Source organism: Streptomyces tricolor (assembly GCF_002155905.1).
Taxonomy (GTDB): domain Bacteria; phylum Actinomycetota; class Actinomycetes; order Streptomycetales; family Streptomycetaceae; genus Streptomyces; species Streptomyces tricolor.
In genome coordinates this window covers 1-4,262 of record NZ_MUMF01000758.1, presented here as the reverse complement: position 1 = coordinate 4,262, position 4,262 = coordinate 1, and the positions used below count along the sequence as shown (strand labels likewise).

General features: G+C 70.8%; 4 protein-coding genes. All 4 read right to left on the bottom strand.

The window, feature by feature from the left end; translation table 11 throughout:
• Positions 1-108 precede the first annotated feature (108 nt).
• Positions 109-1,014 carry a tRNA pseudouridine(55) synthase TruB gene (truB, locus tag CCN44_RS38955; RefSeq protein WP_059252919.1) on the bottom strand — a complete coding sequence of 302 codons (906 nt, stop codon included), beginning with the start codon at positions 1,012-1,014 and terminating at the stop codon, positions 109-111.
• The gene (gene rbfA / locus CCN44_RS38950) at positions 1,011-1,466 is read right to left on the bottom strand and encodes a 30S ribosome-binding factor RbfA (RefSeq protein WP_086703733.1); all 456 of its coding nucleotides are present in this window, start codon (positions 1,464-1,466) and stop codon (positions 1,011-1,013) included. Before rbfA ends, truB begins: the two co-directional genes overlap by 4 nt.
• A gap of 51 nt (positions 1,467-1,517) precedes the next feature.
• On the bottom strand, positions 1,518-1,811 hold the full coding sequence (locus tag CCN44_RS38945) for a DUF503 domain-containing protein (RefSeq protein ID WP_059252917.1): 294 nt from the start codon (positions 1,809-1,811) through the stop codon (positions 1,518-1,520).
• Positions 1,812-2,132: 321 nt separating this feature from the next.
• Positions 2,133-4,262: translation initiation factor IF-2 (infB, locus tag CCN44_RS38940; protein ID WP_086703741.1), on the bottom strand; the 2,130-nt coding region annotated here is incomplete at its 5' end.

The following is a 4,262-nucleotide window of genomic DNA, read 5'->3' as shown; positions in this document are numbered from 1 at the left end:
CTGCTGGATAACCCTAGGGGTGGGGAACCGAGGGGGGACCGTGGAGCGGCGGCAGGGGCCCGACCCCGTGGCCGGCCGCCGCTCCACGGCAGAGGGCTCAGCCGGCGCTCAGCCGAAGACGGCCAGGCTCTTGGCCTTGCCCCGGTGCTCCTCGACGAGCGCGAGGAAGCGGTCCTCGGGGTCGAACACGGCGACGGGGCCGGCGCCCGCGTACTCCTCGGGCATCTCCAGCCGGACGCCGTTCAGCAGCAGCCGGGCCCGCTTGGCGTCGACCTGCCAGCGCGGGAACGCGGCGGCGGCGGCCTCGGCGATCGGCATCACGGTCAGCTCCTTCTGGAGCTGGTCCAGCGTCCTGGCCGCGTCGAGTTTGTACGGCCCGACCCGCGTGCGGCGCAGCGCCGTGAGGTGGCCGCCGACGCCCAGGCCGGCGCCCAGGTCGCGGGCGAGCGCGCGGATGTAGGTGCCGGAGGAGCAGACCACCGACACCACCAGGTCGAGCACGGGTGTGCCGTCCTCGGCGACCGCGTCCCGGACGTCGTACACCGCGAAGGAGGACACCGTCACGGGCCGGGCGGGGATCTCGAAGTCCTCGCCCTCGCGGGCCCGCTTGTACGACCGTACGCCGTCGATCTTGATGGCGCTGACCTTGGACGGCACCTGCATGATGTCGCCGGTGAGCTTGGCGATGCCGGCGTCGATGGCGTCCCGGGTCACCTTGGAGGCGTCCGTGGACGAGGTGATCTCGCCCTCGGCGTCGTCGGTGACGGTGTTCTGCCCCAGGCGGATCGTGCCCAGGTACTCCTTCTCGGTGAGCGCGAGGTGTCCGAGGAGCTTGGTGGCGCGCTCCACCCCGAGGACCAGGACGCCGGTCGCCATCGGGTCGAGGGTGCCGGCGTGGCCGACGCGGCGGGTCCGGGCGATCCCGCGCATCTTGGCGACCACGTCGTGCGAAGTGAAGCCCGACGGCTTGTCGACGATGACGAGGCCGTCGGGCGTGGTGTGCTTCTGGGTCATTCGGTGGCGTCGCCGTCCGTGTCGGTGTCGTCGGCCGGCTTCTTGTAGGGGTCGGCGCCGCCGGCGTACGTGGCGCCGGTGGCCGCCTCGCGCACCTTCTGGTCGGACTGCCGGGCCTTGTCGAGGAGGTCCTCGATGGTCCGGGCGGTGTCCGGCAGGGCGTCCGCCACGAAGGTCAGGGTCGGGGTGAACTTCACCCCGGCCGCGCGGCCCACCTCGGAGCGCAGGATGCCCTTGGCGCTCTCCAGGCCCGCCGCGGCGGCCTTCCGCTCCTCCTCGTCGCCGTAGACCGTGTAGAAGACGGTCGCCTCCCGCAGGTCACCCGTGACCCGGGTGTCCGTGATGGTGACGTGCGAGCCGAGCCGCGGGTCCTTGATCCCGCGCTGCAGCTTCTGGGCCACCACCTCCCGGATGAGGTCCGCCAGCCTTTTCGCCCGCGCGTTGTCGGCCACTGGTCCGTCTCCCGTTCTTTCTCTTGCTTGCGTTCTGTGGTCTGGTCGTCGTCAGTCGTCTTCGCCGTGGAAGCGGCGTCGGACCGACAGCAGCTCCACCTCGGGGCGGGCGGCGACCAGCCGTTCACACCGGTCCAGTACGTCGGTGAGATGCGCCGCGTCGCCGGAGACCATGGCGAGGCCGATGATCGCTCGCCGGTGCAGGTCCATGTGGTCCACCTCGGCCGCGCTCACGGCGTACTTCCGTTGGAGTTCGGCGACGATCGGGCGGACGACGGAGCGCTTCTCCTTCAGCGAGTGGACGTCGCCGAGGAGGAGGTCGAAGGACAGAGTCCCCACGTACATGTGTGTAACCGGTTCACCCGCCGGTACGGGATCGATGGCCCCGGGGCCAGATGGCCGGGGACATCAAGAACCGTACCGCGTACCTGCCGGTGGCTCGACAGGGTTTTGGCACCGTGGGCTGCGGCTGCGCCCGGGGGCTCCGCCCCCAGGCCCCCGCTTCGCCCACCTGTCCACCCGTCTCGGTCGGCCGGAGGCGCCACGCCACGGGGCGCCGCCCCGGACTCCGGAGCCTTCAGCCGACCGGGGCAGGTGGACGGGCGGAAAACGGCGCGCTGGCCGGCGGAACCCTGTCCCGCCGGCCAGCACGAAACCGTCGGCCGATCAGGCCCGCGGCTTCTCCCGCATCTCGTACGTCGCGATGACGTCGTCGACCTTGATGTCGTTGAAGTTTCCGAGGTTGATACCACCCTCGTAGCCTTCGCGGATCTCGGTGACGTCGTCCTTGAAGCGACGCAGGCCCTCGATGGTGAGGTTCTCCGCGACCACCTTGCCGTCGCGGATGAGGCGCGCCTTGGTGTTGCGGCGGACCTCGCCCGAGCGGATGAGGACACCGGCGATGTTGCCCAGCTTGGACGACTTGAAGACCTCGCGGATCTCCGCCGTACCCAGCTCGACCTCTTCGAACTCCGGCTTGAGCATGCCCTTGAGGGCCGCCTCGATCTCCTCGATCGCCTGGTAGATGACCGAGTAGTACCGGACGTCCACGCCCTCGCGCTCGGCCATCTGCGCCGCGCGGCCGGCCGCGCGGACGTTGAAGCCGATCACGATGGCGTCGGAGCCCATCGCCAGGTCGATGTCGGACTCCGTGACCGCACCGACGCCGCGGTGCAGGACGCGGATGTCGACCTCTTCGCCGACGTCCAGCTGGAGCAGCGAGGACTCGAGGGCCTCGACGGAACCGGAAGCGTCACCCTTGATGATCAGGTTCAGCTGCTGGACCTCGCCGGCCTTCAGCACCTTGTCCAGGTCCTCCAGCGACACGCGGCGCGTGCGCTTGGCGAAGGCCGCGTTCCGCTCGCGGGCGGCGCGCTTCTCCGCGATCTGGCGGGCGGTGCGGTCCTCGTCGACGACGAGGAAGTTGTCGCCCGCACCCGGGACGTTGGTCAGGCCCAGGACCTGGACCGGCGTCGACGGGCCGGCCTCGGCGACGTTGTTGCCGTTGTCGTCGAGCATGGCGCGCACGCGGCCGTAGGCGTCGCCCACCACCATCGTGTCGCCGACCCGCAGCGTGCCTCGCTGGACGAGGACCGTCGCCACGGCACCGCGGCCGCGGTCGAGGCGGGACTCGATCGAGATGCCCTGCGCGTCCTGGTTCGGGTTGGCCCGCAGGTCGAGCGAGGCGTCGGCCGTGAGGATCACGGCCTCCAGCAGCGAGTCGATGTGCAGACCCTGCTTGGCGGAGATGTCGACGAACATCGTGTCGCCGCCGTACTCCTCGGCCACCAGGCCGTACTCGGTCAGCTGACCGCGCACCTTGGTCGGGTCGGCACCCTCGACGTCGATCTTGTTGACCGCGACCACGATCGGCACGTCGGCCGCCTTGGCGTGGTTCAGCGCCTCGACCGTCTGCGGCATGACGCCGTCGTTGGCCGCGACGACCAGGATCGCGATGTCGGTCGACTTCGCACCGCGGGCACGCATGGCGGTGAACGCCTCGTGACCCGGGGTGTCGATGAAGGTGATCTTGCGCTCTTCGTCGTTGACCTGGGTCGCCACCTGGTAGGCACCGATGTGCTGGGTGATGCCGCCGGCCTCGCCCGCGATGACGTTCGTCTTGCGGATCGCGTCGAGCAGTCGGGTCTTACCGTGGTCGACGTGACCCATGACGGTCACCACCGGCGGACGGACGACCAGGTCCTCGTCGGAGCCCTCGTCCTCACCGAACTCGATGTCGAAGGACTCGAGCAGCTCGCGGTCCTCCTCCTCGGGGCTGACGATCTGAACCGTGTAGTTCATCTCGTCGGCGAGGAGCTGCAGGGTCTCGTCGGAGACGGACTGCGTGGCGGTGACCATCTCGCCGAGGTTCATCATGACCGCGACGAGGGACGCCGGGTTGGCGTTGATCTTCTCCGCGAAGTCGGTGAGCGACGCGCCGCGGGAGAGACGGATGGTCTCGCCGTTGCCGCGCGGCAGCATCACGCCGCCGACGCTCGGGGCCTGCATGGCCTCGTACTCCTGGCGACGCTGCCGCTTCGACTTGCGGCCACGACGCGCCGGACCGCCGGGACGGCCGAACGCACCCTGCGTGCCACCACGGCCACCGGGACCGCCGGGACGGCCGCCGAAGCCGGGACGACCGCCGCCGCCACCGCCGGGACCACCCGGACGGCCGGCGAAGCCGCCACCGCCACCGCCGGGACCACCCGGACGGCCGGCGAAGCCGCCACCGCCGCCACCGGGACGACCGGCGAAGCCGCCGCCGGGACGACCACCGCCGCCACCGGGACGACC